The organism is Neisseria oralis, from assembly GCF_045062685.1.
GTDB lineage: Bacteria > Pseudomonadota > Gammaproteobacteria > Burkholderiales > Neisseriaceae > Neisseria > Neisseria oralis.
In genome coordinates this window covers 33,188-57,177 of sequence record NZ_JBJGEB010000002.1, presented here as the reverse complement: position 1 = coordinate 57,177, position 23,990 = coordinate 33,188, and the positions used below count along the sequence as shown (strand labels likewise).

General features: G+C 52.1%; 21 protein-coding genes. 7 read left to right on the top strand and 14 right to left on the bottom strand.

Annotation, left to right across the window (positions count from 1 at the left end; translation table 11 throughout):
* Window positions 1-216 precede the first annotated feature (216 nt).
* Both tkt and ACI43T_RS02215 read left to right on the top strand, forming a co-directional pair.
* Window positions 217-2,196, top strand: a complete 1,980-nt coding sequence (tkt, locus tag ACI43T_RS02220; protein ID WP_405385421.1) for a transketolase — start codon at window positions 217-219, stop codon at window positions 2,194-2,196.
* 671 nt (window positions 2,197-2,867) lie between these two features.
* Entirely contained in the window at window positions 2,868-4,877 is a 2,010-nt protein-coding gene (locus tag ACI43T_RS02215; protein ID WP_405385420.1) for an LTA synthase family protein, read from the top strand.
* Window positions 4,878-4,937: 60 nt separating this feature from the next.
* Here the strand turns inward: ACI43T_RS02215 and rfaD are convergent, their stop codons facing one another.
* The 10 genes from rfaD to ACI43T_RS02165 form a co-directional block, all read right to left on the bottom strand.
* On the bottom strand, window positions 4,938-5,942 hold the full coding sequence (rfaD, locus tag ACI43T_RS02210; RefSeq protein ID WP_405385419.1) for an ADP-glyceromanno-heptose 6-epimerase: 1,005 nt from the start codon (window positions 5,940-5,942) through the stop codon (window positions 4,938-4,940).
* Window positions 5,943-6,030: 88 nt separating this feature from the next.
* On the bottom strand, window positions 6,031-6,993 hold the full coding sequence (gene hldA, locus ACI43T_RS02205; RefSeq protein WP_101809647.1) for an ADP-heptose synthase: 963 nt from the start codon (window positions 6,991-6,993) through the stop codon (window positions 6,031-6,033).
* 54 nt (window positions 6,994-7,047) lie between these two features.
* Window positions 7,048-7,788 carry an orotidine-5'-phosphate decarboxylase gene (pyrF, locus tag ACI43T_RS02200; protein ID WP_405385537.1) on the bottom strand — a complete coding sequence of 247 codons (741 nt, stop codon included), beginning with the start codon at window positions 7,786-7,788 and terminating at the stop codon, window positions 7,048-7,050.
* A 348-nt stretch (window positions 7,789-8,136) separates the two neighbouring features.
* Window positions 8,137-8,784 (bottom strand): adenylate kinase, encoded by a 648-nt coding sequence (adk, locus tag ACI43T_RS02195; RefSeq protein ID WP_002232195.1) that lies wholly within the window; start codon window positions 8,782-8,784, stop codon window positions 8,137-8,139.
* A gap of 82 nt (window positions 8,785-8,866) precedes the next feature.
* Window positions 8,867-9,385 (bottom strand): hypothetical protein, encoded by a 519-nt coding sequence (locus tag ACI43T_RS02190; protein ID WP_039407195.1) that lies wholly within the window; start codon window positions 9,383-9,385, stop codon window positions 8,867-8,869.
* 10 nt (window positions 9,386-9,395) lie between these two features.
* Window positions 9,396-10,157, bottom strand: a complete 762-nt coding sequence (gene kdsB, locus ACI43T_RS02185) for a 3-deoxy-manno-octulosonate cytidylyltransferase (RefSeq protein ID WP_405385418.1) — start codon at window positions 10,155-10,157, stop codon at window positions 9,396-9,398.
* Window positions 10,154-10,336, bottom strand: a complete 183-nt coding sequence (locus tag ACI43T_RS02180; RefSeq protein WP_002221286.1) for a Trm112 family protein — start codon at window positions 10,334-10,336, stop codon at window positions 10,154-10,156. Before ACI43T_RS02180 ends, kdsB begins: the two co-directional genes overlap by 4 nt.
* 93 nt (window positions 10,337-10,429) lie before the next feature.
* Window positions 10,430-11,005: a DUF2059 domain-containing protein gene (locus ACI43T_RS02175; protein ID WP_377082325.1), complete on the bottom strand. Its 576-nt coding sequence runs from the start codon at window positions 11,003-11,005 to the stop codon at window positions 10,430-10,432.
* A gap of 97 nt (window positions 11,006-11,102) precedes the next feature.
* Window positions 11,103-12,134 carry a tetraacyldisaccharide 4'-kinase gene (gene lpxK, locus ACI43T_RS02170; protein ID WP_405385417.1) on the bottom strand — a complete coding sequence of 344 codons (1,032 nt, stop codon included), beginning with the start codon at window positions 12,132-12,134 and terminating at the stop codon, window positions 11,103-11,105.
* 52 nt (window positions 12,135-12,186) lie between these two features.
* Window positions 12,187-13,386 carry a PIN domain-containing protein gene (locus tag ACI43T_RS02165; protein WP_405385416.1) on the bottom strand — a complete coding sequence of 400 codons (1,200 nt, stop codon included), beginning with the start codon at window positions 13,384-13,386 and terminating at the stop codon, window positions 12,187-12,189.
* Between the two features lie 149 nt (window positions 13,387-13,535).
* Between ACI43T_RS02165 and xseA the strand changes: the two genes are divergently transcribed.
* Window positions 13,536-14,891, top strand: a complete 1,356-nt coding sequence (gene xseA, locus ACI43T_RS02160; RefSeq protein ID WP_405385415.1) for an exodeoxyribonuclease VII large subunit — start codon at window positions 13,536-13,538, stop codon at window positions 14,889-14,891.
* A 133-nt stretch (window positions 14,892-15,024) separates the two neighbouring features.
* Here the strand turns inward: xseA and ACI43T_RS02155 are convergent, their stop codons facing one another.
* Window positions 15,025-15,522, bottom strand: a complete 498-nt coding sequence (locus ACI43T_RS02155; protein WP_293277869.1) for a YbhB/YbcL family Raf kinase inhibitor-like protein — start codon at window positions 15,520-15,522, stop codon at window positions 15,025-15,027.
* A 238-nt stretch (window positions 15,523-15,760) separates the two neighbouring features.
* Between ACI43T_RS02155 and gyrA the strand changes: the two genes are divergently transcribed.
* From gyrA to ACI43T_RS02140, 3 genes are all read left to right on the top strand, one after another.
* Window positions 15,761-18,523 (top strand): DNA gyrase subunit A, encoded by a 2,763-nt coding sequence (gene gyrA / locus ACI43T_RS02150; RefSeq protein WP_377081695.1) that lies wholly within the window; start codon window positions 15,761-15,763, stop codon window positions 18,521-18,523.
* A 134-nt stretch (window positions 18,524-18,657) separates the two neighbouring features.
* Window positions 18,658-20,034 carry a UDP-N-acetylmuramate:L-alanyl-gamma-D-glutamyl-meso-diaminopimelate ligase gene (gene mpl / locus ACI43T_RS02145; protein ID WP_405385414.1) on the top strand — a complete coding sequence of 459 codons (1,377 nt, stop codon included), beginning with the start codon at window positions 18,658-18,660 and terminating at the stop codon, window positions 20,032-20,034.
* A 346-nt stretch (window positions 20,035-20,380) separates the two neighbouring features.
* A complete protein-coding gene (locus ACI43T_RS02140; protein WP_405385413.1) occupies window positions 20,381-20,620 on the top strand; it encodes an IS110 family transposase in 240 nt (79 codons plus the stop codon).
* A gap of 135 nt (window positions 20,621-20,755) precedes the next feature.
* Here ACI43T_RS02140 and leuB read toward each other — a convergent pair whose 3' ends face one another.
* On the bottom strand, window positions 20,756-21,826 hold the full coding sequence (gene leuB / locus ACI43T_RS02135; protein WP_405385412.1) for a 3-isopropylmalate dehydrogenase: 1,071 nt from the start codon (window positions 21,824-21,826) through the stop codon (window positions 20,756-20,758).
* A gap of 335 nt (window positions 21,827-22,161) precedes the next feature.
* On the opposite strand from leuB, the gene ACI43T_RS02130 reads away from it, so the two are divergent.
* On the top strand, window positions 22,162-22,335 hold the full coding sequence (locus tag ACI43T_RS02130) for a hypothetical protein (protein WP_175271536.1): 174 nt from the start codon (window positions 22,162-22,164) through the stop codon (window positions 22,333-22,335).
* Window positions 22,336-22,425: 90 nt separating this feature from the next.
* Here the strand turns inward: ACI43T_RS02130 and ACI43T_RS02125 are convergent, their stop codons facing one another.
* Both ACI43T_RS02125 and ACI43T_RS02120 read right to left on the bottom strand, forming a co-directional pair.
* Window positions 22,426-22,890 carry a YhcH/YjgK/YiaL family protein gene (locus tag ACI43T_RS02125; RefSeq protein ID WP_377081951.1) on the bottom strand — a complete coding sequence of 155 codons (465 nt, stop codon included), beginning with the start codon at window positions 22,888-22,890 and terminating at the stop codon, window positions 22,426-22,428.
* A 124-nt stretch (window positions 22,891-23,014) separates the two neighbouring features.
* Entirely contained in the window at window positions 23,015-23,980 is a 966-nt protein-coding gene (locus tag ACI43T_RS02120; RefSeq protein ID WP_405385411.1) for an Acg family FMN-binding oxidoreductase, read from the bottom strand.
* Window positions 23,981-23,990: the final 10 nt, after the last annotated feature.

Genomic DNA, 23,990 nt, shown 5'->3' with positions numbered 1-23,990 from the left:
GTTTCGAAACAAAATAATAAAAATTCCCATTATCTGGTCATTTTCAGACGGCCCCTACCCGCACCCGAACTACTCTAAAATAACAGGCAAATATCTTGAAATATTGTTACATGAATCCGGTTTTTCCTTGAAACATCAGAAAAATAGGACGATAATCGACAGGTAAAATATTTCTCCCGCAGTTTTCCATACCTACTTTAAAGAAAGGTACTCAACATGTCTCAACTGGCAAATGCAATACGCTTCCTCTCAGTCGATGCTGTTCAAAAAGCCAACTCCGGCCACCCTGGTGCGCCCATGGGTATGGCGGAAATGGCGGAAGTATTGTGGACGAAATTCCTGCACCACAACCCCGCCAACCCCAAATTCTACAACCGCGACCGCTTCATCCTCTCCAACGGCCATGCGTCCATGCTGTTGTACAGCCTGCTGCACCTGACCGGCTACAACCTGAGCATTGAAGACTTGAAAAACTTCCGCCAACTGCATAGCAAAACCCCCGGCCACCCCGAATACGGCTACACCGATGGCGTGGAAACCACTACCGGCCCGTTGGGACAAGGCATTGCCAACGCAGTAGGTATGGCATTGGCCGAAAAAATCCTTGCCGCCGAATTTAATAAAGATGGTTTGAACATCGTCGATCATTACACCTATGTCTTCATGGGCGACGGTTGCATGATGGAAGGCGTATCGCACGAAGCTTGTTCGCTCGCTGGCACCTTGGGCTTGGGCAAACTGATTGTTTTGTATGATGACAACAATATTTCCATCGACGGCAAAGTGGACGGCTGGTTTACCGAAAACATCCCGCAACGCTTTGAAAGCTACGGCTGGCATGTCGTTCCCAATGTAAACGGCCACGACACCGCCGCCATTCAGACGGCCATTGAAGCCGCCCGTGCCGAAACCGGCAAACCGTCCCTCATCTGCTGCAAAACCTTAATCGGCAAAGGCAGCGCCAACAAAGAAGGCAGCCACAAAACCCATGGCGCACCTTTGGGTGCGGATGAAATCGAAGCCACGCGCAAACATTTGGGCTGGGCTTACCCTGCATTTGAAATCCCGCAAGAAATCTATGCTGCATGGGATGCAAAAGAAAAAGGCGCGAAACTGGAAGCAGAATGGAACGAGCTGTTTGCGCAATACCAAGCAAAATATCCTGCCGAGGCCGCAGAATTCGTGCGCCGCATGGATAAAAAACTGCCGGACAATTTCGATGCATACGTTCAAGCCGCATTGAAAGAAGTGTGTGCCAAAGCCGAAACCATCGCCACCCGCAAAGCCAGCCAAAACAGCATCGAAATCCTCGCTAAAGAGCTGCCCGAACTGGTGGGAGGTTCTGCCGACCTGACCCCGTCCAACCTCACAAGCTGGTCAAACAGCCAATCTATTACCCGTAACGGTGGCGGCAACTACATTCACTACGGTGTGCGCGAGTTCGGCATGGGTGCAGTGATGAACGGCCTTGCCCTGCATGGCGGTGTGCGTCCGTTCGGCGCGACTTTCCTGATGTTCAGCGAATACGAGCGCAACGCCATGCGTATGGCGGCACTGATGAAAATCAACTCCGTCTTCGTCTTCACCCACGACTCCATCGGCCTCGGCGAAGATGGTCCGACCCACCAGCCTATCGAGCAAACCGCCACCCTGCGCATGATTCCGAACATGGCGGTATGGCGTCCGTGCGACTCCGTAGAATCACTGGTTGCCTGGGCAGAAGCCATCAAAGCCCCGGATCATCCGTCCACCCTGATTTTCAGCCGTCAAAATCTGAAATTCCTCCAACGCAGCGAACAGCAACTTAACGACATCCGCCGCGGCGGCTACGTCATCAGCGAAGCTCAGGGCGATGCCAAAGCCGTTATCATCGCCACCGGTTCCGAAGTCGAACTTGCATTGGATGCACAGGCCGCACTGGCTAAAGAAGGTATCTCCGTACGCGTCGTCTCCATGCCGTCCACCAATATCTTCGACCTGCAAGACGCCGCCTACCGCAACAGCGTATTGCCCGCCGCCCTGCCGCGCGTTGCCGTGGAAGCCGGCCTGAGCCAAGGTTGGTACAAATACGTCGGACTGAACGGTGCAACTGTGGGCATCGACCGTTTCGGCGAATCCGCACCTGCCGAAGTATTGTTCAAGGAATTCGGCTTTACCGTCGAAAATGTCGTGAAAGTAGTGAAATCCGTCCTGTAACGGAATACCGCGGATAAACCGCGAAAAAGGTCGTCTGAAAACTTTTCAGACGGCCTTTTCTTATGAATAAATAGACCGATGGCACATCATTCGCGATTGTAAGGTTATCTTTATATTCCATATCATTATGTTTTTGTCTTTGGAGTACATAAATCTTATTTTTTAGCGAATATCCGGTTTTTATCGAATGTTCTTATGACGTCAGATGATGTGATAATAGATGTAATTAATCTTACTTTTAGAATAACAATACACAACCATGCAAACTTTATATAACACAATGGGTCAGATTAAATATCGTAAATACTGCAGATTATAAGTATTTTTGATATTTTTTAATTTATTGACTGATTTTAAGGAGGATATTATGCAAGAACTCCATATGAAAGAGCTGGAAAAAGTGGCCGGAGGCAACTTTTTTGAAGAACAAATCATGCGTTTTTTCTATTCGTTTTATCCTTGGCAACCAAGAGTATAAGGGCTAAAGAATACTTGCCCTTATATAAAAGGCCGTCTGAAAAGTTTTCAGACGGCCTTTTTAAAATTTTAAACGGGCATACAGCGTAACCAAGCATGCCTTATTACATTTCAATTGAAATTGTAAAGATAAGATAATAAAATAGCGTTTTCGTTGTCATTCGAAACCAAACGAATCATCAAATACTTCAACCATGACACGCCTGCTTGCTTATAAAAGAATTTTATACAGTTGTTTTTTATTATGGTTCTGCACCGTTCTGATTCTCTCCGCCGAACGCTGCATGATGTTTCAACATTATCTTCCCGATACCATCCGCACGCAATATGCTGCCGATACCGTTCATTTGTTTGTTAAAGGGTTGTTGTTCGACATAAAAGCCGCTTCCGTATTGACTGCACTACCGTTCCTGCTGGGGCTTTTCAGCCTCGTCAAATCCAAAACAGCAGAAGCATATGGGCATATTCAGGTTGTATTATCAGTATTACTCTTATTAGCCGTTTCCGCCGCAGCCATCGGCAACTGGTTTTACTACGGCGTTTACGGCCGCCAGTTTGACGTTTTCATTTTCGGTATTTCCGAAGAAGATACGGCAGCCGTATTAAAAACCATCTGGTCGGATTTTCCGGTAATTTGGGGACTTGTCGGAGCAGTTGCGGCGGCGGTCCTATTTGGGAAATGGTTTGCCCGAATCCGCACATATCCGTTTTCCGAACCGGCTCCCGCCGGTAAAGCGGCTTGGATTGCCGCCGTCATCCTGCCCATACTCGCCCTAAGCGCGGGTATCCGCGGCTCATTCGGCAAATTTCCCTTGCGGCAAACCTCCATGCAAATTTCCGCCGCCCCGCAACTGAACAAACTCGTTCCCAATGCCCTCATCTCTTTAAATTGGGCATTTTTGGAACACCGCAACAGCAGCAATTTCACACCTGTTTCCGATTCAGACGGCATTGCATTAATCAACCGCCTGCTCAACCAAAAAGCCGGTGCCGATTTAAACCGTCTATACAGTTTGACCAATAAAAATTCGGTGGTAGAACAACACAAACCCAATGTCGTGCTGGCGGTCATGGAAAGCATGAGCACACACCTTCTAACCATGAATACGCCCGAACGCGACCTGCTCGGCGAATTGGCCGAACATTGGAAACAAGACTGGATTTATCAACGCTTCGTCTCCGAAGGCGACGGCACCAGCGATACCCTGCACCGCTTCTTCATCCGCAGCCCGCGCCTCAACCTCAGCCAATCCGCCGCCAAAAACAAAACCTTTCCCGGCAACATGTTCAAACCCTATCTCGATGCCGGCTACCGCGTTGTCTATATCACCGCAGGCAACGGCGGCTGGCGAGATTTCGACAATTTCCTGCGGCATTTGGGCGTAAACGAAATCATCGACGAAAACACCCTCAAATCACACTACCCCGAAGCAGAATCCGGCACATGGGGCGTGCCCGACGAATTCATGTTCCGTTATGCGGAAAAAGAACTGGCACAAGCGGAAAAAAGCGGCAAACCGGTATTCATCATGATGATGTCCGTGACCAACCATCCGCCCTACCGTCTGCCCGCCCCCCACCAAGCCAAAAACTTCCGTCTGACCAAGCAAGAAAAGCAACGCCTTACCGCGCTCGCATCCGGCAAAGAATTAAACGAAATTTTCAACACCTTCCGATACAGCAACGACCAACTCGGCCGCTTTATCGGCAAAGCAAAAACCATCGCACCCGACACCATTATCGCCGCCACCGGCGACCATAATATGCGCGCCATCGGCTATCCCGAACCCAACGAAACCGCACTCGGCCACAGCGTGCCATTCTACCTTTACATTCCGCCGGCCTACCGCACCCACGCGGCGTATCACCCCGAACGTGCCGGTTCGCACAAAGACATTTTGCCGACGCTCTACAATCTGAGCCTGTCAAAAGCACGCTACTACCAAACCGGCTGCAATCTCACCGCCCCGCAACCCGACTCCCCGTGGTGCGGCTACGGTTATAATCCGGAGGTTCTGATTACCGAGCACGGTTTTTATAATCTGTCCAACAAAGAATTCCGCCGCTGGAACAACCGAGGTGTCCAAACCGCCGAAGCCATGCCGAGCAAACCGCCTGCCGAAGACAGACCGCATATCGACCGCGGCAGCGCTTATACATCATTCCTTGATTGGCAGATTAATAGGATAGTAACAATGCAATAAATCATATGGAAAGGCCGTCTGAAAAACTTTCAGACGGCCTTTTTTATCTAGCACCCGTTTCTAAATCAAATTCTCCAACATCCACTTCACATAGTTTCCCACACCCTCTTTTACATCCAAAAATTCTTCCTGATACCCTGCTTCGCGCAGTTTGCCGATGTCGGCCTGGGTGAAGCTCTGGTATTTGCCTTTAAGGGCATCGGGGAACGGGATATAGCGGATCAGCTCTTCCCTGACCAATTCTTCCAGCGTCATTTCCTCCTTGCCTTCGGCGGCGCGGCAGGCGTTGACGGTGGCGGCGGCAAGTTCGTTGAATTGACGGCTGCGGCCGGTGCCGAGGTTGTAGATGCCGGAGAGTTCGGGGTGGTCGAAGAAGTAGAGGTTGACTTTGGCGACGTCTTCGACGCTGACGAAGTCGCGGGTTTGTTCGCCGTTGCCGTAGCCGTCGTTGGCACCGAACAGGTTGACATAACCGTGTTCGCGGTATTGGTTGAAATGGTGGAAGGCGACGGATGCCATGCGGCCTTTGTGTTGTTCGTGTTGTCCGTAAACGTTGAAGTAGCGGAAGCCGACGACTTGGGCGGTCAGGCCTTCTTCCATGCGGCGGCGCAATACTTGGTCGAACAGGAATTTGGAGTAGCCGTACACGTTGAGCGGTTTTTCAAGTTCACGCTCTTCGCGGAAGATTTCGCCTTTGCCGTACACGGCTGCGCTGGAAGCGTAGAGGAAGGGGATGCGTTCGTCCTGACACCAGTCCAAAAGGTCGAGCGTGTACTGGTAGTTGTTGTCCATCATGTAGAGGCCGTCGTGGTTCATGGTGTCGGAACACGCGCCTTGGTGGAAGACGGCTTCGATGTTTTCGTAAGGCAGAAGATGGCCGCGCACTTGGCGGATGAATTCGTGTTTGTCGAGGTAGTGGGCGATTTCGCACTCGGCAAGGTTTTTGAATTTTTCGCCACGGGTCAGGTTGTCGACGGCGACGATGTCGGTAATGCCGCTTTGGTTGAGGGCTTTGACGATGTTGCTGCCGATGAAGCCGGCCGCGCCTGTTACGATGATGGTCATATTGGGTTTCCTTTGATTTTTGGTTTTAGCGAAACTCGTTGCACTCGTTTCAGACGACCTTGGAAAGATGGGGTCGTCTGAAAAGAAATTACTGCTCTTCCAATGCCTTGTTCAACTCTGCAAACGAGCAAACCGCTGTGCCGAGTTTGGCGACGACGACGCCGGCGGCGGTATTGGCGAGGTGCATGGCTTCGGGCATGGTGTAGCCTGCCGCCAGCCCCAAGCCCACTCCGGCAATGACAGTGTCGCCTGCGCCGGATACGTCGTAAACTTCTTGGGCGCGGGTAGGCTGGTAAATGGGTTCGCCTTCGCTGAACAGGGTCATGCCCTCTTCGCTTCGGGTCAGTAAAACGGCGGTCAGGTCGAGGTGGCGACGCAGGTTTTGCGCTTTTTCGGTCAGCTCGCTTTCGTTTTTCCAACTGCCGACCACTTCTTTCAATTCGGCGCGGTTGGGTGTAATCAACGTGGCGCCGGCGTATTTTTCGTAATCGTCGCCTTTAGGGTCGATTAATACGGTTTTACCGGCATGTTTCGCCCAATCTATCATATCGGAGATGTGCGACAGGCCGCCTTTGCCGTAGTCTGAAAAAATGATTGCGTCGTATTCGGGCAAGATTTCACGGTATTTCTGCTTGATTTGCTCCAACACTTCGCGGTTAGGATGCTCTTCAAAATCAAGGCGGATAAGCTGCTGGTTGCGGGCGACGACGCGCAGTTTGACGGTGGTGGCGATTTGTTTGTCGCGCATCAGATAGGAAGCGACGCCGTCTTGCGCCATCAGCGCGTCGAGCGCATTGGCGGCTTCGTCGTCGCCGGTTACCGACAACAGCCCTGCTTTGCCGCCCAACGAAGCGATGTTGCGCGCAACGTTCGCCGCTCCGCCCGCCCGTTGGTCGATACGACCGATTTTCGCTACCGGCACGGGGGCTTCGGGCGAAATACGGGACACGTCGCCAAACCAATAGCGGTCGAGCATCACGTCGCCGACAACAAGTACTTTGGCTTGCGCGAAACGGGATTTGAGGGTTTCTTGTTGGAACTTGGTGGGCATATTGCCTCCGTTGTGTTTTTTCAGACGGCCTCAACCTGTAAGGTCGTCTGAAAATCAGTTTGCTTCAAGGTTCGCCACGCGGTTCACTTCGCGCAATACGGCGACCGGATCGGCGGCTTGGGTAACGGGGCGGCCCATTACCAAATAAGTCGAGCCTGCCGCTAATGCCTCGACGGGCGTCATGATGCGGCGTTGATCGTCGTTGTTACCGGCAACGTCCAAGCGGATGCCGGGTGTTACCAAGACAAAATCCTGTCCCAATTCGCGGCGCAGCGGCGCGGCTTCTTGGGCGGAGCAGACCACGCCGTCCAAGCCTGAACTTTGCGCCAGTTTCGCCAAGCGGATGACTTGTTCTTCAGGGGCGATGTTCAAACCGATTTCCGCCAATTCGCTTTGTTCCATGCTGGTCAGTACGGTTACGCCGATTAAGAGCGGCTTCGTGCCGTATCCGGCAACGGCTTCGGCGGCGGCTTCCATCATGCGGCGGCCGCCCGATGCGTGCATATCGACCATCCACACGCCCATGTCGGCGGCGACTTTGCAGGCTTGCGCGACGGTGTGGGGAATGTCGTGGTATTTCAAATCGAGAAAGAGTTTGAAACCCTGATGAATCAGGCTTTCCGCCAAACTGCGCCCCGTAGCGGTAAACAGCTCTTTGCCGATTTTGATTTGGCACAAGGTCGGATCAAGGTTGCGGACGAATCCGAGCGTGTCTTTTTCGTTGGCAAAATCAAGGGCAACGATGACAGGGGTGCGTTGTTGCGGAGTTTGGAAGTCGGTGATTAAAGGATTCATGGTGTTTTCGTTTCGGGTTTTCAGACGACCTTTATCGTCTTTTTCGCAGTACAACGTAAATTCAAACCGTAGGTCGGGCATTGATGTCCGACCTACGCGGACTCAAGCCCCCGACAAACTGTTTCGGATAAATTTGAACCGGTACATCAGCCGTCATTCCCGCGCAGGCGGGAATCCATTGATAAAACTCAGTTCATTAGATTTAAACAGCGATTGCCCAAATTCAGAAATGGATTCCCGCCTGCGCGGGAATGACGCCGAATGATTATTTTTCGGTTGCAACACGCTGTTTATCAAAAACAGGTCGTCTGAAAACCTGATTTCCTGTTTTCAGACGACCTTTTCGATTTATTTGCCCAATGCGCCCAATACTTCGGCTTTTACGGCTTCTACCGGCTGAGTGCCGTCAACCTTGATGTATTTCGGCGCGTGTTCGCCTTCCAGTTTGCTGTAAAAATCAACCAACACTTCGGTTTGCTCGTGGTACACGGCAAGGCGTTTTTTGACGGTTTCTTCTTTGTCGTCGTCGCGCTGAATCAAATCTTCGCCGGTTACGTCGTCTTTGCCTTCGACTTTGGGCGGATTGTAGGTAACGTGGTAGGTGCGGCCGGAAGCCAAGTGGACGCGGCGGCCGCTCATGCGGTCGACAATCACGCTGTCGGGTACGTCGATTTCAACGACCGCGTCCAAATCCACGCCCGCTTCAACCATCGCTTCGGCTTGTGCCAGCGTGCGCGGGAAGCCGTCGAACAGGAAACCGTTTTTGCAGTCGTCTTGCGCGATGCGTTCTTTCACCATGCCGATGATGATGTCGTCGCGCACCAAGCCGCCTTCATCAATGATTTTTTTCGCTTCCAAACCCAGCGGCGTGCCTGCTTTAATCGCAGCGCGGAGCATATCGCCGGTGGAAATTTGCGGAATGCCGAACGCAGCGGTGATGAATTGTGCCTGAGTGCCTTTACCCGCGCCCGGCGCGCCTAACAATAATACTTTCATGGGTGTTCCTTCTTGTTAAGTGATATGGATTTGAAACGTAATTCAAATGATTTTACACGGCTTGCGTTTATCGTTCAAAACTTCAGACGGCCTGTTCCGCGCCGAAATGTTTCCATGCGTCATCGCGCATTTCGGCAAACCATGTGTCTTCGGGAAACCGCTCCAATGCGTCTTTCAAAGTGGAAAGCAGGTTTTGCGATAAAGTCTTCGCCAAATACTCTTCCTCGTTGGCCTCCGCCGCTTTGTCCGCCTGCTGCGCCAAACCGCGCGCGCGGGTCTGATGCCCGTGTGCCAGATAGTTGAGCGCAATCACCTTTTGCGCCCAAAGCTGCGGAATCTCAGGGCTGTCTTGCAGCAATACCGACAAAATCGACACGGCAACCGTCAGCCTGCCGCCGTTCAAGCGCAAATCCAGCGAACGGTTGGGCGGCAGCGTACTGAGCGTTTCCGCCATACGGAACCAAAACTCGCCGCTGGCTTCATCCGGCGCGGCGGCTTTCAACATTTCATAGTTAAACTCTTGGTCGTCGTTTTGAACCAGCAGGGCAACATCGGCAAGCAGTTTTTGCTCCTCGCGGCTCAAATGGCGTAAATCGGTCATGTTTTTCCTTTCAGACGGCCTCAAAGACGGCTCGGACCCTGTCCAAATCTTCCCGCGTATCCACACCGGCTGCGGGCGCTTCTTTGGCGGTTTCGACGGCAATCGGGTAGCCGTGCCACAGGACGCGCAGTTGTTCCAGTGATTCGATGGTTTCCAGCGGTGAGACGCTCATTTCGGCGTAGCGTTGCAGGAAGCCGGCGCGGTAGGCGTAGATGCCGATATGGCGCAGGACGGCGGTTTCTGCGGGCAATTCGCGTTTTTCGGCGCGCATGGCATCGCGCGGATAGGGAATCGGGGCGCGGCTGAAGTAGATGGCGTTGCGGTTTTTGTCGAGGACGACTTTGACGACGTTGGGATTCATAAATTCGTCGAAATCGTGCAATTCGTGTGCCGCGGTTGCCATCTGTACGTTGTTTTCCACCAAGACTTCGGCGGTGCGGTCGATGAGTTCGGGGGCAATCAGCGGCTCGTCGCCCTGTACGTTGACGACCACCAGATGTTGCGGCAGCTTCAGCGCGGCGGCGGCTTCGGCAAGGCGGGTCGTGCCGCTTTCGTGCCGGTTTGAAGTCATGACAACTTCGACGCCGTGCGCCTGACAGGCCGTCTGAATATCGGGATGGTCGGTGGCAACGACGACGCGCGCCGCCTTGCTTTTTGCCGCCTGTTCGGCAACGCGCACGACCATCGGTTTGCCGTGAATGTCCGCCAAGGCTTTTCCGGGCAGGCGCGATGAATCCAGCCGCGCTGGAATCAATACGACGAATTCGGTCATGCTTTAAGTTCCTCTTCGCTCAACGCTCGTGCTTCGTTTTCCAGCATATAGGGAATGCCGTCTTTAATCGGATAAGCCAGCTTCGCCTGACGGCTCCACAATTCCTGTTTGTCCTGATGATATTCCAACCTGCCTTTGGTAACGGGGCAGACGAGGATGTCTAAGAATTTTTTTTCCATGGGTTTCTTTCGGGTTTGATGGTTTGAGCGAAACTCGCTTCGCTTGTTTTGGCGAAACTTGCTTCGCTCGTTTTCAGACGACCTCAAGCGGCATTATTTTTTCCGTGCCGGTTTGTTCGGCTGTTTGGCGCAGGCTTGGGCAGGATTTTTGCCGCTGCACATGATTTGGCGGATTTCGCGCCTCAAGTTTGCGCTTTCCTTGGATTGGGTGTATTTACCGGCAAGGATGTTCATCATCGGTTTCATCGTTGCCTCAAGATAGCGCGGCGTTTTGTCCATTATCGATTGACCTACCGCCGTGCTGTAAAAGCCAATTAATGCGTTGACTTCTTCCTGCGTATAAACCGTCTTCATGCCGTCTAAAGCGGCTTTACGCAACTGTGCGCGCACTTGCGGCGTGTTGATTTCGGCAATCGATTGGTTTGCATACTTTTTCAATACCGCCTCCAACTGCGGACGCTTGTCTTCCGGCGCATCTTTCAAAAATTTCTGTACATTCGGATCGGAAAGCACAATGCCTTCCATGCTTTGGAAAGACTGGTCCAACAGGGCATCCATCTTCTGCACTTCAAACAGGCGCTCCAACGACGCATCGCTGGGTGTTGCGGCAAATACGTTGGCACACAATGCAAAGGCAGTAAGGGGCAGCAACAGGGTTTTCAATTTCATCTTTCTTTCCTTCTAAAAACAAAAATACAAATGTTCAGACGATGTTTCCCAAATAAGACGGCTTGTCGGGCATGAATGCCCGACCTACAGAATATTTTCAGACGGCCTCTTCGGCAAGACCTAACTGCTCCGACACAAATTCCGCCAAATCAGGTTCGATTATCGCACAAACGGGCAACACCCATACATGATTCAGATTGAGGCCGTCTGAAAACTTGACCGCATCCTTTTCCGTAATAATGACCGCGTCCGCATTGGGCAAATCTGCCGCTGCGATGCCGGCATGATCGGGCAGTGCGACGGTTTGGTTCAACGTTATGCCCATATTCCGCAGCGAATCAAAAAAGCGCTCCGGTTTGGCGATACCCGCCACAGCAGCGACGGTTTGTTTTTTCAGACGGCCTGTGTCCAGTATTTCAGACGGCTGGTTCAAACGGTAAATTTGTCCCGTTTCGATACGGCTGTGAAACATATTTTCAGACGGCGCAAACGACGCATCCGCCTGACCGCCGCTGACGACGACCGCATCCACCGAATCCAGACGCGACAAAGGTTCGCGCAAACTGCCGTTGGGCAGCAAATCCAAATCTGACCGCCCCGTATCCGCCGCCGGAAACACCGCGATTTCCACATCCCGCCGCAGGGCGTAATGCTGCAAGCCGTCGTCCGCCACAATCAGCCCGATGTCGGGATGCGCCGCCAGCAACGCCCTGCCTGCCTGTGCACGGCTGCTGCCCACCGCCGTCGGCGCGCCGGTTTTACGGAACAGCAGCAAAGGCTCGTCGCCCGCATCTTCCGCACGGCTCTCGGCATTCAATACATGAACCGCCTTGCGCTTGCGCCCGTAGCCCCGGCTGATGATGCCGACCTTGACGCCTTTTTCCTGCAAACCCGACACCAGCGCGGCGACAATCGGCGTTTTCCCTGTTCCGCCCGCGTGGATATTGCCGACCACGACCACAGGCACAGGCACAGGCAGCTTTTCGCTTTTCAGACGGCCTGAAACGAAATCATCGCGCCGTTTTGCCGTAATTTTGGCAAACAGCTGGGATAAAGGTTTGAGCAGGAAAGATAAAAACGGATTGGGGCGTTGCCAATGGCGTTCGATGATTTGATGGAGTTTGGGCATTCGGGCATCTTTTTGTGTATGGGATAAGGGAAATATCCAAAACAGGCAAACCTTATTTTTTTGGATAGTTCACTTTCCCTAAATTATCAATAGAAAATTTTTTCTGACTGACAAGCACATTAATTAATTTTTCAATATGGTTATCCGATAATTTCAGAATGGATTTGAAAGAATTGATTATTGCTTTTTTGGTTTTGGGTTTATTTTTAGCTGACTTATTAAAAAATTTCTGTACTGCATTCAGTATCTTAATATCTTCTTCTTTGCTGATAATATCAATCCGTTTCGGAATTTGAATCTCCAAAGGGAAAGGGGCATATTCTATCTTGTCGCCTTTGATACGTATCAATTGCTGGGATTCGCAGTATTTTAAAATATCATCTAATGTATTTTCTTCCACTTCCAAACAAAATATTTTAGATTGCGAACGCAGAACATTTCTAGCGCCCTGTACCGTTTTACTTTTTGATTCAATCAGCTTGCACGTCAACTTCTCTAAAATATCATTACTGCTAATGTGATAATTCACAAAATTAGTATCAGGATTGAACGAAATCAGTTTTTTATTAAGCATACTTTGGATAATTTTCCCAACTATTTCATTTTGTTGTTCTTGATTAAAGGGGATTAATTCTTGATACAAAACAGAATGCAAGCGCGATTCCAAATTGTGAAAAACAGTCGGTCTGAAAGCACTGGGCGAAATTAATGCTGCAATTACCTTTCGTACACATGAATTAATAAATGTAGGAGATTGATGTAAAGCAACAGGTTCAGAATGCACAATTTCCGTTTCTTTGACGGAGTGCTTATCCTCTGATGAAAGATTAGGTTCTTGTCCTATCTGTTGTTTTTTCATTTCCAACAACAATTCCTCATTCTTCCCTGCATCCTCCAAACTTCCCAATCTGACAATACCCTTACACAAATGCGTATCTTCCAAATGTTCGACTAAAACATCAAATCCCCCGTCCCTCGAAAGAATGCATATCAATGCTTCCTTGTCCTGTTCCGTAATCTTGCCTAAATAATAGGCAAGATAAAAATCCAGAGCATTTTTGCCTGTCTTTGCAACCCGTACGAAATGAACATTTTTCCCAAACCTGCATAAGGCTTCGCAAAGCTCTACCGACAAAGTTTTTTGTTGCAGCTTTCCCAGAAAAAGCCAGATATGGCAGTTTTCGTCATCCACTCCGCTCAATTGCGATGCTTCCGGTTGGACGTTTTCAAAATCAATCAAAATATGTTTCATAACAGTATCCCGTAATGTTTTCGTTTAGAGGTTGACAATATACTATTAAAATAATATCAGGCAAAGACTTCTTTCAGACGGCCCTTTCCGCACAAATGCCGCCCGAAACCCCTTATAATCCAACCTTTCCCCATTTATTCCCGCTCCCGATGTCCGAACTCTTCGCGCCCTCCTCCATTTCCGTATCCGAACTCAACGCCCTCGCCAAAGCCTTGCTGGAAGACCATCTTGCCGGCTTGTGGATTGCGGGCGAAGTGTCCAATCTGACCCGTGCCGCCAGCGGGCATTATTATTTCTCGCTCAAAGACAGCCGCGCGCAGGTGCGTTGCGCGATGTTCAAGGGTGCGGCGGCGCGTTTGGCGAAACCTTTGAAAGAAGGCGACCATATCGAAGTGGCGGGCAAAATCAGTATTTACGAAGCGCGGGGCGAATTTCAGATTACGGTGAACGAGGTGCGGCTCAAAGGCTTGGGGCAGCTTTACGAAGCCTACGAGCGGCTGAAGGCGCAGTTGCAGGCGGAAGGCGCGTTTGCGGCGGAACGCAAGAAACCTTTGCCCGCCCGACCGCAATGTATCGGCATCGTAACCAGTCTAGCGGCGGCGGCTTTGCGCGATGTCGTTACCACCTTGAAACGCCGTGCGCCCGAAATTCCCGTCATCGTTTATCCGACCGCCGTTCAAGGCGCGAGCAGCGAGTTTCAGATTGCCCAAGCGATTAAAACCGCATCGCAACGCGCCGAATGCGATGTGTTGATTGTCTGTCGCGGCGGCGGCGGCATTGAAGACTTGTGGGCGTTTAACGAAGAATCGGTCGTGCGCGCCATCGAAGCCTGCGCGATTCCGGTCGTCAGCGGCGTAGGACACGAAACCGATTTCACGCTTGCCGATTTCGTCGCCGATGTGCGTGCGCCCACGCCGACCGGCGCGGCGGAACTGGTCAGCCCCAACCGCCAAGAATCGCTGCACCGCCTCGCCCAAGCCCAAGGTCGTCTGAAAACCGTTTTGGAACAACGCTATTTCGATGCCAGCCAAAAACTCGACTGGCTCGCGCGGCAAATCCGCCACCCGCGCCAAAAACTCGACGAACAGCGCACCTACATCCACAAACTGGCGCAAACCCTATCCTACTCGATGACGCAAAACGTCCGCGCCCACACCGCCCGTTTCGAACGCCAAACCCAAGCCCTGAAACATTGCCGCCCCGATATTTCCGTTTACCGGCAAGACATCAGCCGTTTTCAGACTACCTTGTCGCACGCCTTCCGCCAACTGCTCGCCCACCGCCGCCAAAGCCTGACCGCCCAAACCGCCCTGCTCGAAGCCGTATCGCCGCAGCAGATTCTGGAGCGCGGCTTCTCCGTCGTCAAAAACACACGCGGACAAGTCATCCGCAACGCTGATGTTTTAAAGCAAGGGCAGAAACTGCACATCACTTTTGCCGACGGCGAAACCGACGTGCGCGTGACCAAAGAGCAGGCGCAGCGGGAATTGTTTGATTTCTCGTAGCATCGAAAACCGCCATCAACAACAAAGGCCGTCTGAAAACTCAGTTTCAGACGGCCTCCGCCATAACATCGGCATTCCCTTAAAGAACTACAAAGAATGCCCCGATACAGGCGCTTCCTGTTTTCAGACGGCCTCACACATCATAAGTCCCCATCACCGAGGCCGAAGCCAACACATGCCCTTGCATCGCAAAATGCAGGTCGTTGAAACGGAAACCTCGCGGCAGGTTCAGCTTCGTATCCAACGCATACACAATCAGCTCATAGCGATGGCGGCAGTTCGGCGGCGCCATCCCGCCATAGCATGAGGCCTCTTCAATCTCAAATTTGCCCAACACACTCGCCCAACTGTTTGCCCCCTGCACATAATCCTTGGCCGACACACTCTCGTTTTCCGCCACCGAAGTACGCTCCAAATCCGCTATCAGCCAATGTATCCACACAAAACCGCTCGCCGTAACCGCATCCTTGTCCTCCAGCACCACCGCAAACGATTTCGTCCCCTCCGGCGCACCGCTGATTTCAAACGGCACCGAATAAGTCGGCATCCCGTTCGGACTAAACTGCCCGCCCCGCTTGCCGTATTTATCTTCAAACTCGCCATTAACAATGGCCGCACTCGTTACTCTCATGGTTTTCTCCTGTCCGGTTACAAACGAAACGACCCTATTCTAACCCAAGGCGTGCCGTCATAGGTTGGAAGACGTTTAAATTCAAAGATTAGCCTACACACGAATATAATCTATCTTTACCAATACACAAAAAACGAGAAGGAAACCGTTTTCGAATCTCTACCTTACACAAAGCCCGAAAAGCACGGTTTTATGCTAAAATTCCCATCTATTTTTGCCATACGAAATAAAGAAAACCATGACCGACGCAACTATCCGCAACGACCATAAATTCGCACTCGAAACCCTGCCCGTCAGCCTTGAAGACGAAATGCGCAAAAGCTATCTCGATTACGCCATGAGCGTGATTGTCGGCCGCGCTCTGCCCGATGTGCGCGACGGTTTGAAGCCGGTGCACCGCCGCGTGCTTTACGCCATGCACGAGCTGAAAAACAACTGGAACGCCGCCTACAAAAAATCGGCGCGTATCGTCGGCGACGTCATCGGTAAATACCATCCGCACGGCGATTCCGCGGTTTACGACACCATCGTGCGCATGGCGCAGGATTTTTCGATGCGCTACGTCTTAATCGACGGTCAGGGCAACTTCGGCTCGGTTGACGGCGACGGCGCCGCGGCCATGCGTTATACCGAAATCCGCATGGCGAAAATCGCCCACGAAATGCTGGCAGACATCGAAGAAGAAACCGTCAATTTCGGCCCGAACTACGACGGCAGCGAACACGAGCCGCTGGTGTTGCCGACCCGCTTCCCCGCGCTGTTGGTCAACGGCTCGTCCGGTATCGCCGTCGGTATGGCGACCAACATCCCGCCGCACAATCTCACTGACACCATCAATGCCTGTCTTCGTCTTTTGGACGAACCCGAAACCGAAATCGACGAATTAATCAATATTCTCCAAGCGCCCGATTTCCCGACCGGCGCAACCATCTACGGCTTGAGCGGCGTGCGCGAAGGCTATAAAACCGGCCGCGGCCGCGTCGTCATGCGCGGTAAAACCCATATCGAACCCATAGGCAAAAACGGCGAACGCGAAGCCATCATCATCGACGAAATTCCGTATCAGGTGAACAAAGCCAAGCTGGTGGAAAAAATCGGCGAACTGGTGCGCGAAAAAACGTTGGAAGGCGTATCCGACCTGCGCGACGAATCCGACAAATCCGGCATGCGCGTCGTTATCGAATTGAAACGCAACGAAAACGCCGAAGTCGTTTTAAACCAACTCTACAAACTCACCCAGCTTCAAGACAGCTTCGGTATCAACATGGTTGCTTTGGTTGACGGTCAGCCGCGCCTGTTGAATCTGAAGCAGATTTTGGCGGAATTCCTGCGCCACCGTCGCGAAGTCGTTACCCGCCGCACCCTGTTCCGCCTGAAAAAAGCGCGTCATGAAGGCCATATCGCCGAAGGTAAAGCCGTCGCCCTGTCCAATATCGACGAGATGATTCGATTGATTAAAGAATCCGCCGACGCGCCCGAAGCCAAAGAAAAACTGTTGTCCCGCGCATGGCGCAGCGGTTTGGTGGAAGATATGTTGAGCCGTACCGACCTCGACCTGCGCATGGCGCGCCCCGAAGGTCTGCCCGCCAACCTAGGCTTGCAGGAACAAGGCTATTATCTGAGCGAAATCCAAGCCGACGCCATCCTGCGCATGAGCTTGCGCAACCTGACCGGCCTCGACCAAGAAGAAATCGTCGGCGATTACAAAAACATTATGGCAAAAATCATCGACTATTTGGACATTTTGGCGAAACCGGAACGCATCACCCAAATCATCCGCGAAGAATTGGAAGAAACCAAAACCAATTTCGGCGACGAACGCCGCAGCGAAATCAACCCGTTCGGCGGCGACATTGCCGATGAAGACCTGATTCCGCAACGCGAAATGGTCGTTACCCTGACCCACGGCGGCTATATCAAAACCCAGCCGACCACCGACTATCAGGCGCAGCGTCGCGGCGGACGCGGCAAACAGGCGGCGGCCACCAAAGACGAAGACTTCATCGAAACCCTGTTCGTCGCGAACACGCATGACTATTTGATGTGTTTCACCAATCTCGGCAAGTGCCACTGGATTAAGGTTTACAAACTGCCCGAAGGCGGACGCAACAGCCGCGGCCGTCCGATTAACAACGTCATCCAGTTGGAAGAAGGCGAAAAAGTCAGCGCTATCCTCGCCGTGCGCGAATTTCCCGAAGACCAATATGTTTTCTTCGCCACTGCACAAGGTATGGTGAAAAAAGTCCAGCTTTCAGCCTTTAAAAACGTCCGCAGCCAAGGCATCAAAGCCATCGCGCTCAAAGAAGGCGACTACCTCGTCGGCGCCGCGCAAACCAGCGGCTCGGACGACATCATGCTGTTCTCCAACTTGGGCAAAGCCATCCGCTTCAACGAATACTGGGAAAAATCCGGCAACGACGAAGCGGAAGATGCCGACATCGAAACCGAAATTTCAGACGACCTCGAAGACGAAACCGCCGACAACGAAAACGCCCTGCCAAGCGGCAAACACGGCGTGCGTCCGTCCGGTCGCGGCAGCGGCGGCTTACGCGGTATGCGCCTGCCTGCCGACGGCAAAATCGTCAGCCTGATAACCTTTGCCCCTGAAGCCGCTCAAAGCGATTTGCAAGTGCTGACCGCCACCGCCAATGGCTACGGCAAACGTACCCCGATTGCCGATTACAGCCGTAAAAACAAAGGCGGACAAGGCAATATCGCCATCAACACCGGCGAGCGCAACGGCGATTTGGTCGCCGCAACCTTGGTCGGAGAAACCGACGACCTGATGCTGATTACCAGCGGCGGCGTCCTCATCCGCACCAAAGTCCAACAAATCCGCGAAACCGGCCGCGCCGCAGCAGGCGTGCGCCTGATAAATCTGGACGAAGGCGAAACTTTGGTATCGTTGGAACGTGTTGCCGAAGAGCCTGAAGACGAAAGCAGTGAAGGTTTGCAAGACACGGGAACGGAAGCCGATCAGGAAATATCATCCGACGACTGACAAATGCTGACAAAGGCCGTCTGAAAGCTGTTTTCAGACGGCCTCAATAAATTTTACAAAGCCTCCAAACCGGAAAACCAAACTCCGTTATAATGGCGGCTTTCCAATTATTTCATTCAAAAGACGGTCTTATCATGAAACACATCCACATTATCGGTATCGGCGGCACGTTTATGGGCGGGGTGGCCGCCATTGCCAAAGAAGCGGGGTTCAAAGTCAGCGGTTGCGACGCGAAGATGTATCCGCCGATGAGCACCCAGCTCGAAGCCTTGGGCATAGACGTACACGAAGGCTTCGATGCCGCGCAGTTGGACGAATTTAAAGCCGACGTTTACGTTATCGGCAATGTCGCCAAGCGCGGGATGGATGTGGTTGAAGCGATTTTGAACCGCGGCCTGCCTTATATTTCCGGCCCGCAATGGCTCTCGGAAAACGTACTGCACCATCATTGGGTACTCGGTGTGGCGGGGACGCACGGCAAAACCACCACAGCATCCATGCTCGCATGGGTTTTGGAATATGCCGGACTCGCGCCGGGCTTCCTCATCGGCGGCGTACCGGAAAACTTCAGCGTTTCCGCCCGCCTGCCGCAAACGCCGCGCCAAGACCCGAACAGCAAATCGCCGTTTTTCGTCATCGAAGCCGACGAATACGACACCGCCTTTTTCGACAAACGCTCCAAATTCGTGCATTACCGTCCGCGTACCGCCGTGTTGAACAATCTGGAATTCGACCACGCCGACATCTTTGCCGACTTGGGTGCGATACAGACCCAGTTCCACCACCTCGTGCGCACCGTGCCATCTGAAGGCCTCATCGTCTGCAACGGACAGCAGCAAAGTCTGCAAGACACTTTGGACAAAGGCTGCTGGACGCCGGTGGAAAAATTCGGCACCGAACACGGCTGGCAGGTCGGCGAAGTCAATACCGACGGCTCGTTCGACGTGTTGCTTGACGGCAAAAAAGCCGGACACGTCGCATGGGATTTGATGGGCGGACACAACCGCATGAACGCGCTCGCCGTCATCGCTGCCGCACGTCATGCCGGCGTCGATATTCAAACCGCCTGCGAAGCCTTGAGCGCATTTAAAAACGTCAAACGCCGCATGGAAATCAAAGGCACGGTAAACGGCATCACCGTTTACGACGACTTCGCCCACCATCCGACCGCCATCGAAACCACCATCGAAGGTCTGCGCCAGCGTGTCGGAAACGCACGCATTCTCGCCGTCCTTGAGCCGCGTTCCAATACCATGAAGCTCGGCACCATGAAAGCCGCCCTGCCCGAAAGCCTCAAAGGTGCCGACCAAGTGTTCTGCTACGCCGGCGGCGTGGACTGGAACGTCGCCGAAGCCCTCGAACCTTTGGGCAGCAAGCTGCACGTCGGACAAGACTTCGATGCCTTCGTCGCCGAAATCGTGAAAAATGCCGAAGCAGGCGACCATATTTTGGTGATGAGCAACGGCGGTTTCGGCGGGATACACGGGAAGCTGCTGGAAGCGTTGAAATAAGATTCCTTGAATGATTGGGGCCGTCTGAAAAACTTTTCAGACGGCCTTATTTTCGTTCCATCAGAGTCGCATAATTAGTTATTTATTAAATAAGCATGCACAGGAGTGCGAAAACTCCCACCTTTTTTGCATTTAAGCCAATAGATTTTATGAACAATATTATGACTTTTAGCAAAGACTAAAAATTCAAAATCCATGAAATTAATAAAATCAGACGCAATAAAATGTCAAAGCTAAAAGAAAAGAGATGCCGAACAGCCTAACCACTCCTACAGAAAAACTAACTACATTAAAATCGCAACAATCACAGAGGCTTTGAAAAACTCATTGACCGGATAAGATACAAATGTATCAGAAAATCAGTATCGGCATGGAAACAACTGGAATTTACTATGAACAGGCAGCAAAATGCTTAAGTGTAAGTATGCTTTATACAGTTTTCATTATCAATCCTCTGAAAATCAGAGATTATACAAAAAGTCGGTTCGACCAAACCAAAACCGACAAAGCAGATTCAAAGCCTATCACCAATTACGTGCATGCTGCAAAAGGGAGTTTTGTACGTTTTACCCTCGAAACAATATGAATTTTCAGTGGAATATTTATATTTTTGCATACTTAACATGTATGTTAATCTAAGCCAGTTTCTAACATAAATGTAAATGCGTGGAATTTAATCCCACGCATTTTGTTTTGACAAAACTTTTTTTCAGACAGCCTTTTACAAGGCGGCAAGTACCGCGTCGCCCATTTCGGAGCAGGAAACGAGTTTTGTGCCTTCTTCGTAAATATCGCCGGTGCGCAAGCCCTGTTGTAGCACTTTTTGGACGGCGTTTTCGACTTGTTGCGCGCGGGCTTCGTCGTTCAGGCTGTAACGCAGCAGCATGGCAAGCGAGAGTATGGTGGCCAGCGGGTTGGCTTTGTTTTGTCCGGCGATGTCGGGTGCGGAGCCGTGTGACGGTTCGTACAGGCCTTTGCCGTTTTCGTCCAGCGAGGCGGAGGGCAGCATGCCGATGGAGCCGGTCAGCATGGAGGCTTCGTCGGAGAGGATGTCGCCGAAGATGTTGCCGGTGGCGATGACGTCGAATTGTTTGGGCGCGCGCACAAGCTGCATGGCGGCGTTGTCCACATACATGTGGGAGAGTTCGACGTCGGGGTATTGTTTGCCGATTTCTTCAAAGATTTCGCGCCACAGTTCGGTGGTTTCCAAGACGTTGGCTTTGCCGACGGAACAGACTTTTTTGCTGCGTTTTTGGGCGGATTGGAAGGCGACGTGGGCGATGCGGCGGATTTCGCTTTCGCTGTATTTCATGGTGTTGTAGCCTTCGCGTTCGCCGTTTTCCAGAACACGGATGCCGCGCGGTTCGCCGAAGTAGATGTCGCCGGTGAGTTCGCGCACGATGAGGATGTTGAGGCCTGCGACGATTTCGGGTTTGAGCGTGGAGGCGTTGGCAAGCTCGGGATAGAGGATGGCGGGGCGCAGGTTGGCAAACAGGTTCAGGTCTTTGCGGATGGCCAATAGGCCGCGTTCGGGGCGCAGCGGGCGGTCGAGGTTGTCGTATTGCGGGCTGCCGACTGCGCCGAGCAGGACGGCATCGGCTTTGCGGCAGAGGTTTTGTGTGAATTCGGGATAGGGATGGCCGTATTCGTCGTAGGCTTCGCCGCCCAATGGGGCGTATTCGTAGCTGGCGTCCAAGCCTTGGGCGATGAGTTTGTCGAGTACGCGGACGGTTTCGGCGACGATTTCGGGGCCGATGCCGTCGCCTCGGAGGATGGCGATATGTTTGGTCATAATTTAGAGAATCCTTCTCTGGAGTTGGGTAAAAGGAAATACGGGCTATTTTACTGCCTTTCCAAATCGTTCGACAGATGCGGGAAACAAGTGATTGAATGCATCCATCATGAAAACCTTGTGTTTTTAAAGGCGGAATGGCCGGTTTTATGTAAACGGATTGTAAAAGATATATGGGTAAAATCTTTAAAATTCTTTTTAAGTCGAAAACTTATCGAAAACTCTATTTTGTTATGGAATATTAAAAATGCTTTGTTGTGTGAACTTTAATTGCGTAGAGGTCCACTAAGCTACACCTGACTGCTGTATTTTTTATTATCATTTTGGAGATATTTATGAAAATCGTTAATCAACTGGTACTGGCTTCTGTAATCGCTTTGGGTTTGGCTGCATGCTCTAACTCTTCTACCGATACTCCTTCTGCAGATACCGCTAATGCCGGACAAGTAGAACAAAACAGCGGTACCGCCGTTGCTCCGGTAGCTCCGTCTTCTACCACTGCTATGTAAGATATTAAACGTGGCAGATTGGGTTGATACTCGTACTGCCGAATGGAAACTGCCGGAAATCCGGCAGTTTTTTTTGTCTGTCGTTTGCGGTTAAGGGATTCTTGTGTCTACCGTGCGGATTTTAAATACGGCCTTACGGATGGTTTCCTGCATGCCGATTAACGGTGCATGTGCGTCGTTGGGGAAAAACAAGGCGAACTCGCCGGGTTGCAGGGTCAACCAAGTTTCGGGAGTACAATCGAAAAATTCGATGTCGCGCTCTTCGTTGTAGCCCAAACCGTTTTTCAGACGGCCTCTGTCTATCCAGCCGTAGGTTTCCTCTCCGCTGATGGGGACTTGAATGTCGATGTGTTTCAGATGTGCTTCCGGCTTGGCTTCCGCTTTGCTCCTCATTGGTTCGCTGCCAACGAAGAGGCGGATATTGGGGTTTTTGCACGGTACTTGTCCGTCGGGCAAGGCGGCGAAATCCAGCGTTTGCAGCAGGTGGATGGCTTCGGCGAAGTCGGGGTGCAGCGCGGCGTAGCGGGCGGCGTTGGTGATGGTGTCGGTAATCATGTTTTGAAGGAAGAAATGAAAAAAGTCGTCTGAAAAGCGTTCCTTACAGAATGTTTGCGGCTTCGGCAAGCCACTCTTGAATCAGCGGCCATGCGGGGGCAGCGGTATTAATGGGTGGTAGGGTTCATGGCTGTTGTATCACTTCGTGCAGCGGCCTTCTGCGGGCAAACGGCAGTGGAGCGGCATAGCCGAGGCGCAGCAGCAGTTGCGGCTGTTCGCCTCCGTTAGGGAAAAGTTCGCTTTGCAACTGCTGGCGCAAGGTGGGAACTTCGCAGGGCTGGTTGAGATAGGCGTGGGCAATGCCCTGTTGCGTGAGGTGCAGCAGGAAACGTTGCAGGCTGCGACCTGTTGCCACCCAGTCGTCAATATGGTCTGCGGGGCTGGTAATCAATGCCAGATGGGACGATGCGGCGATTTTTTTGCGGTCGGCTTTGTTTTGTGTGTCGGCATTGAGCATGAGTTTGACAATCGGCTCGCTGATCCAGCGTGGCAGATTGGGGGCGCCGAGGGCAGCGTAGCTGACGCCATCGTTGCTATGTTCTGCGTGTTTTTTATTGAAACGTATCCACGATAGCAGTTCGGTTTTGAAGGCAGGGTCGGCCATTTGCGCAGCGTTACCCTGTATTACGGCTTCAGTAAGCAGATTGAAAGTCTCACTTTGGCGGCTAAACAGGTGGATTTTGATGCCGTCGGCAGACGGTTGGAGTGGAATGGTTTGCAGGCTGCTTTCGGGAATGAGACTGCCGTTATACATCGAACGGTTGGTTTGGCGTTGGTTAATATAGGCGGCAAGCGGGTCAGCAGCAGTTTGTTCGGACGCTTGCAGGCGGAGACGGATATTGTCCCCATCGAGGAGGGTTTCGGTGGTATAACCCAAAACAGATGCCTGCAAACACAGGTTTTCGGCGGCGCAGCCGAGGCTGATAAAGAGTTCGCGCCGGTTGCCGTCCACGGCGGGTAGTTCGCGGGAATAATCAGGGGAGATGACGATTTCGTTGCCTGTTGCTGTGAAATGCCAAGGCTGGGTGTTGTGGCCGGAGGGCGCGCGGGTAGCGGCGGAGACGAGGGAACTGAGTTGGTCGCTGTTCATTGTTCATCCT

What these genes read in the sequence shown, in the direction of transcription:
- tkt (WP_405385421.1), top strand. Translation starts at nt 217, where the DNA reads ATGTCTCAACTGGCAAATGCAATACGCTTCCTCTCAGTCGATGCTGTT.
- ACI43T_RS02215 (WP_405385420.1), top strand. Translation starts at nt 2,868, where the DNA reads ATGACACGCCTGCTTGCTTATAAAAGAATTTTATACAGTTGTTTTTTA.
- rfaD (WP_405385419.1), bottom strand. Translation starts at nt 5,942, where the DNA reads ATGACCATCATCGTAACAGGCGCGGCCGGCTTCATCGGCAGCAACATC.
- hldA (WP_101809647.1), bottom strand. Translation starts at nt 6,993, where the DNA reads ATGCCCACCAAGTTCCAACAAGAAACCCTCAAATCCCGTTTCGCGCAA.
- pyrF (WP_405385537.1), bottom strand. Translation starts at nt 7,788, where the DNA reads ATGAATCCTTTAATCACCGACTTCCAAACTCCGCAACAACGCACCCCT.
- adk (WP_002232195.1), bottom strand. Translation starts at nt 8,784, where the DNA reads ATGAAAGTATTATTGTTAGGCGCGCCGGGCGCGGGTAAAGGCACTCAG.
- ACI43T_RS02190 (WP_039407195.1), bottom strand. Translation starts at nt 9,385, where the DNA reads ATGACCGATTTACGCCATTTGAGCCGCGAGGAGCAAAAACTGCTTGCC.
- kdsB (WP_405385418.1), bottom strand. Translation starts at nt 10,157, where the DNA reads ATGACCGAATTCGTCGTATTGATTCCAGCGCGGCTGGATTCATCGCGC.
- ACI43T_RS02180 (WP_002221286.1), bottom strand. Translation starts at nt 10,336, where the DNA reads ATGGAAAAAAAATTCTTAGACATCCTCGTCTGCCCCGTTACCAAAGGC.
- ACI43T_RS02175 (WP_377082325.1), bottom strand. Translation starts at nt 11,005, where the DNA reads ATGAAATTGAAAACCCTGTTGCTGCCCCTTACTGCCTTTGCATTGTGT.
- lpxK (WP_405385417.1), bottom strand. Translation starts at nt 12,134, where the DNA reads ATGCCCAAACTCCATCAAATCATCGAACGCCATTGGCAACGCCCCAAT.
- ACI43T_RS02165 (WP_405385416.1), bottom strand. Translation starts at nt 13,386, where the DNA reads ATGAAACATATTTTGATTGATTTTGAAAACGTCCAACCGGAAGCATCG.
- xseA (WP_405385415.1), top strand. Translation starts at nt 13,536, where the DNA reads ATGTCCGAACTCTTCGCGCCCTCCTCCATTTCCGTATCCGAACTCAAC.
- ACI43T_RS02155 (WP_293277869.1), bottom strand. Translation starts at nt 15,522, where the DNA reads ATGAGAGTAACGAGTGCGGCCATTGTTAATGGCGAGTTTGAAGATAAA.
- gyrA (WP_377081695.1), top strand. Translation starts at nt 15,761, where the DNA reads ATGACCGACGCAACTATCCGCAACGACCATAAATTCGCACTCGAAACC.
- mpl (WP_405385414.1), top strand. Translation starts at nt 18,658, where the DNA reads ATGAAACACATCCACATTATCGGTATCGGCGGCACGTTTATGGGCGGG.
- ACI43T_RS02140 (WP_405385413.1), top strand. Translation starts at nt 20,381, where the DNA reads ATGTATCAGAAAATCAGTATCGGCATGGAAACAACTGGAATTTACTAT.
- leuB (WP_405385412.1), bottom strand. Translation starts at nt 21,826, where the DNA reads ATGACCAAACATATCGCCATCCTCCGAGGCGACGGCATCGGCCCCGAA.
- ACI43T_RS02130 (WP_175271536.1), top strand. Translation starts at nt 22,162, where the DNA reads ATGAAAATCGTTAATCAACTGGTACTGGCTTCTGTAATCGCTTTGGGT.
- ACI43T_RS02125 (WP_377081951.1), bottom strand. Translation starts at nt 22,890, where the DNA reads ATGATTACCGACACCATCACCAACGCCGCCCGCTACGCCGCGCTGCAC.
- ACI43T_RS02120 (WP_405385411.1), bottom strand. Translation starts at nt 23,980, where the DNA reads ATGAACAGCGACCAACTCAGTTCCCTCGTCTCCGCCGCTACCCGCGCG.